Annotated in this window: 6 protein-coding genes; 1 reads left to right on the top strand and 5 read right to left on the bottom strand. The window is 59.6% G+C overall.

The window, feature by feature from the left end; translation table 11 throughout:
• The first annotated feature begins 354 nt into the window (after window positions 1-354).
• A complete protein-coding gene (locus AC6LKD_RS09305; RefSeq protein WP_498115985.1) occupies window positions 355-3846 on the top strand; it encodes a UvrD-helicase domain-containing protein in 3492 nt (1163 codons plus the stop codon).
• A gap of 354 nt (window positions 3847-4200) precedes the next feature.
• On the opposite strand, the gene brxL is transcribed toward AC6LKD_RS09305, so the two are convergent.
• The 5 genes from brxL to AC6LKD_RS09280 are packed head-to-tail and all read right to left on the bottom strand — an operon-like array spanning window position 4201 to window position 13994.
• Entirely contained in the window at window positions 4201-6249 is a 2049-nt protein-coding gene (gene brxL, locus AC6LKD_RS09300; RefSeq protein WP_498115984.1) for a protease Lon-related BREX system protein BrxL, read from the bottom strand.
• Window positions 6249-8591, bottom strand: coding sequence for a BREX-1 system phosphatase PglZ type B (gene pglZ / locus AC6LKD_RS09295; RefSeq protein WP_498115983.1), 2343 nt, complete (start codon window positions 8589-8591; stop codon window positions 6249-6251). The genes brxL and pglZ overlap by 1 nt, the downstream gene beginning before the upstream one ends.
• A complete protein-coding gene (locus tag AC6LKD_RS09290; RefSeq protein ID WP_498115982.1) occupies window positions 8588-9304 on the bottom strand; it encodes a hypothetical protein in 717 nt (238 codons plus the stop codon). Before AC6LKD_RS09290 ends, pglZ begins: the two co-directional genes overlap by 4 nt.
• Window positions 9301-10575: an AAA family ATPase gene (locus tag AC6LKD_RS09285; protein ID WP_498115981.1), complete on the bottom strand. Its 1275-nt coding sequence runs from the start codon at window positions 10573-10575 to the stop codon at window positions 9301-9303. The genes AC6LKD_RS09290 and AC6LKD_RS09285 overlap by 4 nt, the downstream gene beginning before the upstream one ends.
• Window positions 10572-13994, bottom strand: a complete 3423-nt coding sequence (locus tag AC6LKD_RS09280; protein WP_498115980.1) for a DNA methyltransferase — start codon at window positions 13992-13994, stop codon at window positions 10572-10574. The genes AC6LKD_RS09285 and AC6LKD_RS09280 overlap by 4 nt, the downstream gene beginning before the upstream one ends.
• Window positions 13995-14064 lie beyond the last annotated feature (70 nt).

Genomic DNA, 14064 nt, shown 5'->3' with positions numbered 1-14064 from the left:
ACTAGCAAGCCGCTAGTATTCCTATATGTTGCCATATGAAACATTGTTAGTGGCACGCTATGGCGTGTTTTTCTACTCAGATTGCTGAAATCGTCATTTGACTGAGGCATTTGTGCAAGTTCGCTTTCGACCAAAAATTGTCGACGCTATGCAGATATCGTTTCCGCAGGGAAAGTCCGGATGCACACGGTCTTCAGGCCATCTTCTGCCCGTATTACAGTGAGTTACTATTTATGCTGGTTGTTGCGGTGACACGCGCCAACGACGTTTCATTACATATCGAAGGGCCGTGGAATGGTTAACGAGTGGAGCCCCAGTCTTTGGGGGCGGTATCTCACTGGGTCACCAGATTGGGTGTTGCGCATCCAAGATGCGCAGTTTCAACTGACCATCACTGGTCAAATTTACCGGGTCAACATAGAAGAAGAAACGGCCTACCGCTTTACTCGCGGATATTTCTGGTCGGACTTTACTCTGCACCCAGGGCGTCCTAGCGAGCTGAGGGTCGACGGTCTCCCCAATGGTGAGATGGAAACGTTGAACGCAGCGCGCGATGCGGCGTTGGCGCAAAAGCGTTTACGCGAAGACGTTGCCTTTCTCCAGCAGGCCCAGGCTGAGATGGAAGCTTGGCTGCGCGACAAATCGGCACGAGAAAGCACCGCCCGCGAAGTGCGGCGCTGGTTCACCTCCGAGACGCAGCGTGAACTTGAAAGAGTTCGTCCAGTCGTAGACTTGCAAGCCATCAACCGACGCTTGAAGAAACACGAGGTGCAGGCTCGGTTTGGGCATGTCGTTCAGTCAGTGTCTGCAACGCTGGCACATTGGGCGGAGGACCATCGAGCTGCTTGGAGCGCATTCAATGAGCAGCATACGATATCCGAGCTGGAGCACTGCAAAAGCCTATTCGACACCGTTGAAAGCAAACCTCTGACGGAAGAGCAAGCAAGGGCCGTAATCTGCTTTGACAATCGCGTGCAAACCGTGGCGTCTGCTGGGTCCGGGAAGACGTCAATAATGGTGGCGAAGGCCGCTTATGCTGTGCACCGTGGCTTTGTGCTACCGAGCCAAATTGTCATGCTTGCATTCAATAAGTCGGCAGCGGAAGAGCTCGCAGAGCGGGCTCACCGGTCGTTTGAGCGCCTAGGTATGCAAGGTGTTTCGGTCGAAACTGCTACGTTCCACTCGTTAGGTCTAAACATCATCGGCAAGGCTACAGGAGAAAAGCCAGATGTCCCCGATTGGGCAACCGACGCCATCGCGGGATGCCAGAAGCTCACCGAGATTGTCGACCAGCTCAAGGACAGCAACCCATGTTTTCGGACCAAATGGGACCTCTTTCGATTTGTTTTTGGGAGAGACCTGCCAAAGTTCGGAAGTGGTAGCTCCGCCGACGTATGGGATGCTGAGGGGACCGGCCGGACGTTGACTGTCGATGGCAAACGAGTGCGCAGCCAAGAAGAGGCGACTATAGCGAATTGGCTGTTCTATAACGGAGTAGAGTACCAGTACGAGAGCCAATACAAGTTCAAGACCGCGGATTCAGAGCACCGGCAATACCGGCCTGATTTCTACTATCCAGGGATAGACCTTTACCACGAGCATTTTGCCCTCGACGAGCAGGGCAATGCGCCTCCCCACTTCGCTGATTATGTGTCCGGGGTTGAGTGGAAGCGACGGCTACACAGCGAGCGCGGGACTTCGCTAGTTGAAACTACGTCGCACCAAATCCGCGTGGGTGCAGCATTCACACACTTGGAACATGAACTCACGAGCCGTGGGATTGCACTCGACCCTAACCCTGACCGGAAAATTCCGCTGGGTGGGAAGGCGCCGATGACGCCTTCCGACCTGATAGGTCTAGTGCGCACGTTCATTTCTCATGTCAAGAGCAATTCGATGACGATGGAGGCATTGCGTGCTCTTCTAGATTCGATGCCCAAGGATTGCTTCAAATTCCGGCATCAGATGTTCTTGGACATCATCGAACCTGTTATCAAGGGGTGGGATGCCGCACTGCGTGCAGAGGGTGGAATCGACTTCGAGGATATGCTGAATGTTGCTGCTGCGTACTTGGAGAAAGACCGGTATGTCGCACCATACGAGTTGGTGATGGCGGACGAGTTCCAGGATGCTTCGCGTGCACGGGCGAGGCTGTGCCGCGCGTTGGTGAAGCGGCCAGGTCGATTCCTCTTTGCCGTCGGCGATGACTGGCAGTCTATCAACAGATTTGCGGGCGCCGACGTTTCGGTTATGACCGGATTTCGTGAATGGTTTAGAGATGGAAAAATTCTTAAGCTCGAGCAGACGTTTCGCTGTCCGCAAGCGCTGTGTGATGTGTCCAGTCACTTCGTATCGAAAAACCCAGCTCAGCTTCGCAAAAGGGTGACTTCGAAGACTCCGGCATCGGGCCCCGTCCTCCAGGCGATTCAGGTCGATGATAAGAATGAGCTGATGGATGCCGTTCACGAGTTCCTCAGTAACCTAGGTCGGGCCGTTCAAGATGGGGTGGTTCCGCCTGGCCGAGACGGAAAGGTGTCAGTCTATATTTTGGGCCGCTACAGGGCGGAAAAGCAGTATGTGCCTGCTCGTTCGACACCCTTCTTGAAGTGGTTAGACGTGTCGTTTCACACGATTCATCGGTCAAAGGGTAGCGAAGCGGACTACGTCATACTTCCAGAAATGCTCAGCGTAATGCGCGGGAGAAGTTTTCCGAGCACGCGTGCGGATGACCCCGTACTTGCGTTGGCAATGCCCGCAGGCGACTCCTATCCTCTAGGCGAAGAGCGCCGCTTGTTCTACGTTGCCTTGACGCGGGCGCGGCGCGGCGTGGCTATGTTTACGGTTCGAGGTAAACGGTCGACCTTTCTCGAAGAGTTGAGAGCAGATGGAGCCGTTGCGGTTACTAATATGCGCGACGAGGTGATTGAGGAGCGCAATTGCCCCGCATGCAAACAAGGTGTATTCGTGACGAGGTCGGGCCGTCACGGTAACTTCCTATCATGCTCCAACTTTCCGTCGTGCAAATACAAGCCGAATGGAGCTGGGGAGGCTTCGGGAGCGCAAGTCGCGCCATTGAGTCAGCCAAAGATGAGGCTTTCCGCTATCGGCCCTGCGCAGACTCCCCGTCCTCCCTTGAACGATATCGGTACGGTTTTATCTTTGCTGCAAGACCGGTTGGCGAAGCAGAAAGCGACTGCTACAAGCTCTGTTGGTCAAGCGAATACACTAGGCCCGCTCAAGGCCAAAACTGTCGGTGAGGGGCGAGAGGGCATATTAGCTAGGACGCCGTCGCTCAGTTTTGACAAGCCTGGTGGTACGCGCGCGCAGCGGGCTGGACAGCAGACATCTTCGCCCGGCATCCTCCAGAAAATCAATGGAGCATTGCGAGCAGTGGCCGACGGAGTGGAGGCTGTAAACGCATCGGTTGGTCGAGCGAGAGCGTTGCAGGAGGCGACTTCGAAACTCGAGCTCAGTCTCTATTCGGAAAGGCTATTACTCGAAGGAACTCTAGCCAGGGCCAAGTCTGAACTTGAACTTGCCATAAAGCTCCAAGATGCTCATTTCCGAACAGCCTACGAGGAGGTGGAGGCACTGGTCAGTCGAGATGAGGACGAAGATGCTAAGGTTGAAGACCATAAACTACCTTTGTTCGACCGTAAAACTCCTCATTCGGACCCTGAGGTAGACATGGCGATTCAAGCTAAGCTCGATAGCCTGCGCCTTCAGCGGGACGCCTTCTTATCCGGTATTCGGAAGCAGTTGGCGTCGGACCCGGACCTACGCATTCAGTTTTTAAATCAGCTCAAGGGGAGAGGGCTGACTTGTTATAACGAGCTTCTTCTATAACTCATTACCCTTTCAGCATCCCTCGAACCTTGTTCGTGGCAGGTGGATATGTTCGGGTACTCGCCTATCACTGCATGGCAGTCCGGTGTTGCGGTCTGCGACTGCTTGACGCCGTTTAGACGCTGGTGGGCTGCCAGCAAGGTCGTGGTGATTTGCCTTGCGTGTGGTGGTGCCATGCCACTTTACGCGCTGGCAGCACGCTGAGGTGCCCAGAGCTCGACCATCAGGGTAGGAAGTCCCGGGGCTCATGTCCTAGAGCTGAAACTGGGAAAATGGCTCATGGATGCCGTTACCTCTTTTTTACCGCGAGCTGGTAGAGGCTCCTTCATCCTAGGGCCAGCCAGGGAGGCGCAGTCAATCTGCTATCGCCTTCAACAACGCATCGCGCCCGTCCTGATAAAACTCGATATCTAGCTTCGTTGCCATCTCATCAGATAGGTCGAACAGCTGTCGTCGGCAGGACACCGGAAGTAATAACGATTTGGCCCCTTTTTCAACAGCGATTTCGGCCAATGTCACTGCGTTATGGATAGGTTCTATGGTGCCGCCTAGAGTCACTTCCCCAACTACAACGAGGCCGCCGCGTACTGATTTTTTCAGTAACGCGCTAGACAAGGCGATGAGCGAAGCCACGCCAGTCTTAGCGCCAGATTTTGCGGCATCGAAACCACGCAATTGCACGGAAAATTCGTGCGACCGCGGGTCTCTATCCCCCACCAATTGTTGTGAGCGAGCATACAAATTCTGCTCCGCATAACGAATCGACTCCTTGAATGGGGCTGGTACAGGGTTGTTGAGAACTTTCACGCCGCTGCCACGCCCTTCAGTAACCTCTAGGCGGAAAAGTCCCGGATGCTCATCCTGCCCGCCTGGGCTTAGAGTCCAAATTTGCCCACATTCGAGCGGTTCATCGCCAATTCCTCCTTGGCTCTGAAGCTCTGGGGTGCTCACAAATTTCTCGACACCTTCTGTCCCGATGGTGTAGCTGAAGTGGGTATTGCGGAACTCGGCTGCCCCGATTCGCTTCTGTTGTTCCTTGACTCGGCGTCGCACCTCCAGAGCCAAACGCACCGCCCACTCCAAGTCTTCGTCGCTAACAGAGGTCTCTGCATTCGGATATAGCAATTTAAGGAGGCCGCTGACAGTCTTATTGACGCCGTTAAGGTCTCGGCCCGAGAGAGCGCCGCCCCAGTAGACCCTGTTTTGAAGCGTAGAGACTCGGCTTTGGTTACGCAGTTGAGTGAAGCATTCCGAAAGGAAGTCACTTACTAAACCGAAGTGAGCAGTGAACAGCGCCGGGTTGAGCTTGGGGACGTCCCAGCCAGGCAGGAAGCAGTGGATGCGGTCCATGAACGCAGTGTCGTCCCGCATTTCCGCGGGGAGAGGCCCGAAAAGATGACCGATACGCTGCTGATGTTCGACGTCGACATCGAAGTTGCCTACCAGCACGATGGAACCGTCGGCGCGGATGCTCTCCTTGCCACGTGAGAACTCACCGCTCTCCATGTAGCCCTTCATGATGTTTACGCCATCCTTCTGGTCAAAGGACACGCCGGACACCTCGTCGAAGCAGACCACGTCGTACTGGCATACAAGACCACGCTGACCACTGGCGTTGTTAACGAACATGCGCGCCACCGTAGCTTTGCCACCGGAGATGAGGTGTGCATACGGAGACACCTGCTGGAAGAGGTGCGACTTGCCAGTGCCGCGCGGACCTAGTTCAACCAGGTTGTAGTTACGCTCAACGAAGGGAACCATGCGCAGCAGCAGCGCATCCTTGGCCCGCTCGGACAAGGTCTCTGGCTCGAACCCGACGCTGCGCAGCAGCAGGTCCCGCCACTCCTGGGTTGAAAACTGCTCTCGGCCCTTGGCCAAGACGTCCAGAACCTCGCGCTTCGACAGCTGGATAGCTCGCAGCGCATCAACGCCGAAGGGGCGCCCACCCTTTTCCTGGGCAATGGAGGCGTCATACCCCAGCGTGACCTCGGCGTAAAAGCCGCCGGTTAGCATGCGCTCATTGTCCTTGACCATCTCTGGCGTCAGCCGAACGTCGTTCAACCGCAGGCTGGGCAAGGTAGCGACGTAGGAGTCGGTCTTGGAGTCAAGCCGAGCCGTGATGATGTCGATGATTTTCACGGAGCCGGATTCACGCGCGCGTGCTTTGAACAGCTCCTCCTCGCCCGCCTTGACCGTGCGCGAGCCCAACTGCCGCTGCACGATGTCCAGGCCTTCCTGGATTTCGGTCTCGTCCGTCGTGGCGCAATAGCGGCCAAGCAGGAACTCGACCACGTAGGTCGGCACCGGGAACTGGCGGCTGAAGGTGCGGACCAGGTCCTTGCGCACCACGTAGCCCTCGTAAGTGGCCGTAGCCTTGCGGTCCAGTTCATCGAGTTGCATCATCACTTTTCTCCTACCGTGGTTGCTTGCTTCTGCAAGACCTCGCCGTCAGCTCCAAGCACCACTACCACGGCTGCCGCGCCTATCTGCTCATCATCCGCCACCGCCAGGCTAGCCTTACCGCCGTCCAACGGCTTGCTCACTGCCAGCGAACTGGAGGCCAGTGCCGCTTTGGTTCGAATGTCCACGCGCTGCGCCGCGGAGGCGCCGGCCACCACCACCGAGCAGCGCAGGCCCTTCCACGTGACCGACTGAATCGTCACGGCAGCTCCTGCAGCAGCCGTGCCGGCGCACTCCAGTTGCAGGACGGGGACCAGGCACTCCTGCAGGCTGATGCCGCCGTGCGCGTAGTCTGCGCCCGCCATGAAGTTGGTCACCCCGGGCGCGTACGCTACCTGCACGTCTTTGCACCAGTCCCACCCGAATGTCAGCGGTGTGCCATGGGCGCTGTCCTTAAGGACGGCGCAGCGTCCCCACCGCGTCTCGGCTTGGTGCTTGGCCAGTTCAGACTTCGGCAGCCCACCAGGCACCAATAGCCAGCCGTGGTCGGTCACAACGCGGATGCGCTTCCAGCCGGCGTCGGCCAGCTCGGTGATTCGCTCAAAGACCTGGTCTAGCTGGGTCGTCATATCTCGCGCTAGGCGGACACCGTGTTCGTGCCCATAGTGGTCCAGGTCACCAGCCTCGGTCCAGGCGCGACCTTGCGGGTCACCTGTTTCGTGCTTCTGCAGAGGTGCCACACCTTTTTCGGCCAGCAGCTTACGGAAGTTGTGGCCCGAGAGCGGCTTGCCATCGGCGGTCACCCTGGGTTCGAAGTCGACATCTTCAGTTGTGCCGGCAATGAAGCTCGCCACGGGCGAGCACCACGCCTTTCCAGATGCCGTGACCGAGGGCATGCTCGTCCAATTGGCTTTGAGGCTTGTTGTGCCCAGCGACGCAAGGCGCTGCTCCAGCAGTCGGGCGACGTCATACCGCAGGCCGTCGACAAAAACCGTGCAGGTCCCCTCCGCGAGCGTTCCGTCGTCCTGAGCTGGCAGTACCTTCAAGCCACCCGCGCCCTTGACCGCCTCTTGCAACCTCTTGGCAGATTCCTCTAACCAGGGGAGGTACATCGCACGCAAGGCCGCCCCAACGGGTTCCGCATCGCTCTTGGCCTGGACGCAGCCTAGAGCTTTCAGTGCAGCTAGGTCGACTTGCCACCCTGACTGCTGGTAGCTGGTTGCCAGTTCTGCAGGTGTCTGTCCGATGGGCAGAGTTGCGCTTCTCTGGGCAACTTCTGCCAGATGCTCCAGCGCGGCTGCGAGCGGCGACCGCCCCATTCGAGCCCACAGCCAGCCGCGGCGGGAGCCATGCTCCTTCTCTGCTGCGGCAACCGCTGAACGCGCCTGCGCCGCATCCAAGCTCGCGCAGGCTGCCAAGGCATAGCGCAGGGTGTTTTCGCTTTCCTCGTTGACCTGTGGGTAGCCGGCCAGTTGCTTCTCGTCCGGGAATAGTCCCAGTTGCGGCGGCTGGACCTTGGCCACCAACGGATAGATGTTTGGGAAGCTGGCGAACGAGTCACGGTACAGCATCGCAACTGCCGCCCACTTGCCTTCTCCTCTGGCCAGGCGCTCGGCAGCCATCAGAACGCCGTCGGCCACTGGGTCGAAGCTGAAGTCGGATTTGCAGCGTTTCTTGAACACATCCCACAGCACGTCGCCCCATTGCTGGCGTGTTTCGTCGGGCGCGTTCATCCATTGCAGCAGGTCTCTGGTGGGATTCGGTGCCAGCAAGCTCAGCAGCCATTCCGCGTTGATGGCACGCCCTTGAAGCTCGACCAGCGGCCGTTCGAGTAGCACGCCTGCCCGCAGAGCCTGGCCTAGCGCTTCCAGCGTCGCCTTGTCCTGGGCGACGTCTAGACCAAGGCCACCGTTCTTTGACGCAAGGAAAGCGCTGACCGTCCAGTCCTTCGCGTTCGCTTGGCTCCAGAACACGCCGCGGTACTGCAACTCTGCGAGCGGCTGAAGGTCGCGTGGACAAGATTCGATGGCGCGCAGCTCTGCCCGGCTGACGCCGGGTAGGTATACGACCGGCACATCATTCACCTGCACCTCAGGCACAAGCCCTGCCATCGCGCACTTCAACCAGATGGCCGGGCCGGAGTGGCGCTCAACGTCGTAGGTGTCCAACGTCAGCAGGTTGGGCATGGCCTGCCGCAAGAGTCCGATGGCCGGCTCCCAGTGGCGGTCCTTGTCGGGCCAAAGAACAGCGGCGGTTGGCGCCGCTGTGTGAGGGTTGCCCTTGGCTACGGTTTGGATGGCCGTGACTAGTGCCCGGGCCAGCGAGACGTGTTCTTCCTGCTTCATTGCTGACCTCTCATCCGCCGACGTCTCCGTTCTTCACGCTCAGCATGGCGCAGCGCGCTTTGGGCAATGGCAACACAGTAGGCTGGCAGACGCTGCTGCCCATCTGGCTGCATGACCTCTACGGCCAAGCGGCGAGCAGCCTGAGCGGACAACTTCGCTCCTTTTGGGTAAAGTGCTCCCTTGATGATTGCAGCACGGTCATGCACCAGCGTCTTGTGGTTCAGCTTGAGAACCTCGACGGTTTTGCTGCCGTTTGCCGTGCGCCCCGTGACCCTGCCATGCTCGTCGAATTTGAAGTGGGCTTCTGCGGCCTCAAGCACGGGCGAGACGAAGTTGTTCTCCTTAGCTGGGTCGAAGCTCGCCTTCGCGTGGGCACCGAACTCGCATGCCACTTTCGATTGACTGGGCGGATAGCAAGCGACCATGTTCCCGTAGTCGATGTCTTCACCAGGGACCTTTCGGCACTGTGGCAACAGGTGTTCGATGTGACAGGATGACCGAGTGTCTTTCGCGTCGGCTTCGCAAGCCGCGGCTGTTTTCAGCTGACGAAGCGTGTACGCGCACAGATGAAGCTGCTCCGCCAACAGGCTCCCTCGAACAGCCTCTCCAGGGAAGTTTCCTCCCCCATACACAAGGTTCTGAGGCGAGGCGGCATTGTCGGCACGCCATCGAATCAGTTCCTCTGGCTGCCCCCTCTTGTTGATGTGTCTCATGCGCCGTCTTCCTCCAGCCATTTGAGGCTGTCAGCGGCGGCTTGGAGTTCCAGCACCTCGGGTAGGTCGCCAACTTTGTTCTGCAAGTCCGAGAGCGCTGTCTGTGCTTGCGAAACGTCGTCGTTGTCGAGAAGCGTGCGAATCCTAGAAAGCTCGGCGTCCACTATCGTGTTCCGAGCATCACCTTCCATCAGTTCCTCGAGAACTTCTCCACTGCTCAAGCCGAGGGTACGTTCGGCATGGCCGAGCAGACGGCCGTCACGGAGAAGCATCACGGACTCGGGGGCGAGCTCTCCAACGACTTGAGGCGAGTGCGTGGAAATGACGAACTGGCAGCTGGGGAATACTCTCTCCAGAGATGACACGACAGTTCGTTGCCATTTCGGGTGAAGGTGCAGGTCAATCTCGTCTATCAAGACGATTCCGGCGCCTTCAAGCGGGTTGGCCCTTTCCGTATTCAGCAGGCTGAGGCGGCGTGCGAGGTCGCCGACCAGGGCGAGCAGACACTTCTCGCCGTCGGATAGTTGCAGGACGTTGAACTCGGTTTTACCCTTCTTGACGGTCATTCGCAGGGTTGGCTTGCGTCTAATCCGCAGTTCAGTGAACTTGGTGAAGCTCTCAATGGCATCGCGTACTGCCTTGAGGTCCCGGTCTGTGTATGTGGGGTCGTCGCGGACGCGTTCGTTCTCTGCATCCTCGCGGTCTCGAAACCAGGCGAAGAAGCCCCGGAAGTCCGTGCCGCCATGGCCTAGCGCGTCGTGATACGCCTCTCGTGGAGTGTTCTTGATGGCTCCTCGAACCCGTAGAGGCACATCAAGCACTGCGCGGTGGACGTCGTAGTAAACCGCGAGAGGGAGATTGATGGGCAGCCCGTTCGATTCCCGATAGAGCAACCGTCCATTCAACAGGCTCGTCTGAGCATTCAGCGCGTCAAGGTCGCTGCCCTGCTCGGCGGAATCCTTCGGCGTCTTCTTATGTCTCTTCAGCGCAATGGCCCAGGTCGTTCGCTCGTCAGCCTCCAAATTGACTGAGACCTTCAGGCGGGCGAAGTCCTCGCCGCTCTTGATGTCGTCAGGCGAGATTCTTCGAGCACGCGCGGCCTGCCCAACGATGCGCTCCGTCATGTTCGAAAGAGCTATCGCAAGCGCATCAAGCACCGAGGACTTGCCGACACCATTGACGCCTAGAACCGCGGTCGTCTGCTTGCTGAACGTCAGAGACATCTCTTTGATGCCCCGAAAGTTCACCAACTCGATTTCCTTAAGCATCATGGACGGTCTCCTTTGACAGCCAGTTTTTCAGCCAACGTGAGGTGATGGTCATTGATGCGGTCACCACCGAATACCTTGAACCACGGCGCGCTCTCGACATCCTTGCCGCGGTCCTTGTCCCAGGTGATGTTGAGCTTGGGCTTCTTGTTGTGACGCAGGACCTCGGCGGTCATGAAGGGGCGGATGTTCAGGCGCACGCCGTCGTTGAGGTCGGGGTTCCAGCCGATAGGTTGTTCGTGCAGGGCCTTCCAGCGCACGAAGATGTCGTAGCCGGTCTTGCCGTCAGACTCGCCTTCGAGGATGAGCTCCAAGCGGCGCTTCAGGTCTTGGGCAGCCGCTAGGCGCTGCTGTGCGCCGTCGATGCCATCACGCACGCCGGCCTCCTGCTGGCGTATCCAGTCGCCCACGTAGGTGTGGATGAGGCGCTCCAGCTTCTTGTGGTCGAGCTGGTGATAGTTCACCAGCGCAGCGAAGCCATCCTTCAGACCGTCCCACACATGCCAGATGAAGGGGCGGTGATGGAAGCGCTTGGCGTGCTGCTCGAAGAACTTCTCGCGCAGCCAGACGTCCAGGCCTATTCCGGCGCAGTCGGCATCGGCCAGCAGCTTATCGAGCACGGCTGGCTTCCAGCTGCCGGGCTGGACAGTCTCCCAGGCAGCAATCAGCAGCTTGAGCAGTCGGTCATGCGCAGGCGCCTCGCCGCGCACCGAGGGTAGGCAGACGATGCCGTCGTCGACGGTGTGCTCCGCCAGCTTCTCGCAGCGGGCAATCCAGGCGCGGGCCTCGTCGGCCAGTTCCATCGCTGTGTCGGTCTCGGCCGGCCAGCGGTAGCCGGCCAGGCGGGCGACGGCAACTTGCAGCGGGTCAGTAGCCGGCTGCGGGTGGCCGTGGAATAGCCATTGCGTGGGGTCGTCGGAGTACGGCTTGGGCAGGCCATTGGGGTAGCGCTCTGCGGCGACTCGTTGCCAATGGGCCAGGTCAAAGGGAACCTTAACCAGCGTGGCATTGGTGACATTCAGTTTTTGGTCGATGCGCCGGACGGCTTCGCTAAAGTCGGCCGACGAACAGAAGGACCAGAGCGCGGGCAAATGCTCCTGGTCATAGGGGACGACCGCGCTCATGTTGTTATCAAACTTGGTACCGCTGTACAGCGCGCGGGGGAGTTCTCGCATCAGACCTACTGCCACGCCACGCTTGCTCCAGACCGGAGCTCCCTGTCGGTCTCGGCCCCTATCTCTGTCTTGCGCAGCAGCAAGTGCGCGCATTCGTCCATTGCCCTTCTCGTACAAGACGATGCGCTCACATCCACCCCAGTACATCGACTCTTCGACTGTGCTCTGGTGAAACTCCCACGCGTCACCACGACTTGAGTTCTCCCAATGGAACTGGACAAAGAGCGGGGAATCGCTAGTCGGCATGCCTTGAGCGGCCAGCGCGAACTTCTGGAGCAAGTCACCGGATTGCTGTTCGCTAAGGCCGACCCGAGCATCTGGATTGGAAAGCTGCCCCCTCTGACTTACGGCCACCACCTCACCGTCGCGCAGTAGAGCCGCCTTTTCCTGCGCGACCTTGGGCGCGCTGGCATCCACGCCGCGCAGCTGAAAACCCTCCGCTGCCGGGGCGCGGGTCTGGGTGAGCAGGACGGCCTGCACTACCTCGCCGCTGATGGTCTCGAAAGCGCCGGCCCCCAGCCGTGCCAGCAAGTTCCACTGCACGCGCTTGAGTAGCGATTCCCGCTGTTTCTTGTAGCTGGTCAGGAACAGCCAGTTTTGCGGCATGACGATTTGCACCACACCTGCGCTCTGCGAGCCCTTGGCCGGTAGGCTCAGTTCCAGGCAGCGCTCCAGGAAAACGTTGGCCAGGTCGTTCTTGGCATCGGGGTAGTGGGTCTCGCAGTAGTCCTTCAGCGCATCCAGCTGCTTGCCGCGCGCCAGGTAGGGCACATTGGTCACCACCAAGTGGTAGCGCCGGTCCAGCAACCGCGCCGCATCGAGCAAGCCCTTTGCAGTGAGCGCCAGGTCCCAGCTATCGTCCTGCAGCTCGCTGATTTGCCCACACAGCGTGGTTGGGCGTTCGGTGGCTAGCGCGCGGCCCAGCAGGTCGCGTAGGGTGTCGAAGCTGGATGTGGTCAGGTCGTTCCTCAGGGTGCGCACCGGGTCCAACAGGCTGCCCAGCAGTGGTGCCTGAGCGAAGCTGGCGTGCAGCAAGCCCAATTCCTGCCGCAGGTAGGCAGCGTTGGCAGCATCATCCGGCACCAGTGTTATCCAGTCCCCGGGCTTGGCGGCCACCTTCAGCCCGCAGCAAGCCACCTGAGGCGTGGGCATGTCCGCGCGCACACCCAGCGGCTCGCCGTTTTCGTCCGGGAAGCGCCAGGCCGCAAGGGCCAACGCGAAGACGGCAATTTCCACGCAGCGGGCGTCCAGTTCCAGGCCGTGCAGGTTGTCGGCGAGCACGGCGTCCACCGCGTCCATTGCGCTCAGGCCCTCGGCTGCCATACGCATGGGCACCACCATCAGGAAGGCCGCCACCAGGAAGTGGCCCGAGCCGCAGCAGGGGTCGAGCAGTTTGAAGTCCTCCAGCCGGTCGGGCCAGCCTTCGAACTTGCCGGCCGCAGGCGTGCCGTCGTCCAGCTTGCGGAGGTAGGTCAGCGGCACCGGGCAGGTCTGGCCGGGGTGGCGCGTCACCCACCAGGCGCCCAGCGAGTTGTGGAGCAGGAAGTCCACCATGTAGGGCTCGGTGAATAGTTGGGTGACGGCGGGCAGCTCGTCGGCGCCAATCTTCACCGCCGAGGCGTTGACTTCGTCCTTGCGCTTGGCCTGCCAGAATTGGTAGACCCAGCCCAGGCTGTCGCTGGACTTGAACACCTCCGGTGGCAGGATGGCCAGCAGACGCTCCAGCTCGCGCTGGTGCTCGGGTGCGAAGGCCAGTTCGAACACCGGGCTCTGCGGCTTGAACACCTGGGGCAGCATGCGGGCGGCCAGCTTGCCGGCCAACTCCCACTTCGTCTTGGCACCTAAGTTCATCGCCGAGTCGGCTTCCTGCACCAGGGCTTCGCAGTCGTCCAGCGACACTGCCGCACCGGGCTCCCAAAGTAGCAGACCGTTCTCGGCAAGGAAGCGGGCAAACAGCATTCGGTGCCAGTGCTCGTAGGCCGCTTCCCAGACCAGGTGCTGCAAGGCCTGGGTGTCGTCGTTGGCCTTCTTGTCGCCCTGCGCGCGGCCATGGGCGCGCAGGCGGCGGCGTAGGGCCTTGAACTCGTCAGTCAGGTAGTCGGGGGCTTTGGCTTCGCCGACGGCGAGCTGGGCCAGGGCGGCGTGGGCACCCTTCTCGGCGACGTCGCGGGCGGCTTTGACGGTGGCCTCGAGCTGGCTGCGCAGGGGTTTAGGTAGGGGCTGGTTGTTGATGCTTTGGCTCGACATGTTGTTCGGTGTCTTGTTCTCGACGTAACCCAGGTAACGGGGTATCGGTTACCTGGCCTCCTTGTACCGC

It is taken from the genome of Achromobacter sp. D7-1, from assembly GCF_059760445.1.
The sequence above is the reverse complement of the archived record's forward strand: the minus strand, read 5'-3'. Positions and strand labels throughout refer to the sequence as shown.

Excerpts from the sequence above, each read along its gene's own strand:
- AC6LKD_RS09280 (WP_498115980.1), bottom strand. The coding sequence starts at position 13,994 with ATGTCGAGCCAAAGCATCAACAACCAGCCCCTACCTAAACCCCTGCGC.
- AC6LKD_RS09285 (WP_498115981.1), bottom strand. The coding sequence starts at position 10,575 with ATGATGCTTAAGGAAATCGAGTTGGTGAACTTTCGGGGCATCAAAGAG.
- pglZ (WP_498115983.1), bottom strand. The coding sequence starts at position 8,591 with ATGAAGCAGGAAGAACACGTCTCGCTGGCCCGGGCACTAGTCACGGCC.
- brxL (WP_498115984.1), bottom strand. The coding sequence starts at position 6,249 with ATGATGCAACTCGATGAACTGGACCGCAAGGCTACGGCCACTTACGAG.
- AC6LKD_RS09290 (WP_498115982.1), bottom strand. The coding sequence starts at position 9,304 with ATGAGACACATCAACAAGAGGGGGCAGCCAGAGGAACTGATTCGATGG.